Source organism: Ruegeria sp. D1(2025) (assembly GCF_056536425.1).
In genome coordinates this window covers 1-641 of record NZ_JBQFPO010000045.1, presented here as the reverse complement: position 1 = coordinate 641, position 641 = coordinate 1, and the positions used below count along the sequence as shown (strand labels likewise).

The 641-nt window shown below is 52.6% G+C and carries 1 protein-coding gene and 1 pseudogene; both read left to right on the top strand.

The window, feature by feature from the left end; all coding sequences use genetic code 11:
* A pseudogene (locus ACR1XU_RS23150) lies at positions 1-201 on the top strand (hypothetical protein); the annotation flags it as partial.
* A 58-nt stretch (positions 202-259) separates the two neighbouring features.
* A partial coding sequence (locus ACR1XU_RS23145) for a universal stress protein (RefSeq protein WP_480909710.1) occupies positions 260-641 on the top strand: 382 nt, incomplete at its 3' end.

The following is a 641-nucleotide window of genomic DNA, read 5'->3' as shown; positions in this document are numbered from 1 at the left end:
AAAGCCCTTCAGAGTATGGCGGAATGGCAGCGCCACTCGACGGAGCGATTGGTTGCTGACGCGCAGGAATGGTTCGAAACCGTGGCCCGTTGTGCAGCATATGTCGCTGAAACCGAGGCTGAAGCTGTTGAGCAAACAGTTGATGATGTTGCAGCCGCTACAAAGAGCGCAGGGAAATCTTCAAAGTCTGAGCCGGTTTAGATTTCCTGCTGCCGACTAAACCAGATTGAAATCATCAGAGAAGTAGATAGGAGGTCAAATGTACAAGAACATCCTGATCCCGGTTGCACTGGACCAAGAGCACGACACCCAAGCATCGTTTGAGGCCGCACACCAATTGGCTGATGCGGACGCTGTATTTACTGTTGTGCACGTCCAAGAGCCTATCCCCGCGTACGTGGGGTCTCAGATTCCAAGCGAAGTGCTTGCAAATACGCGGCATGAGATCCTTGAGAACTTGCATCAGACAGCTTCTGAAATTCCAGGCGCGGAAACTCGGCTTATCTCTGGGCATGCGGGCAGGGCTATTGTCGATTTCGCAAATGAGAGCGACGCGGATTGCATCGTCTTGGCCTCGCACAAGCCTGGTTTTGAGGACATATTTCTAGGTTCCACTGCGAACAGAGTCGTGCATCACGCCA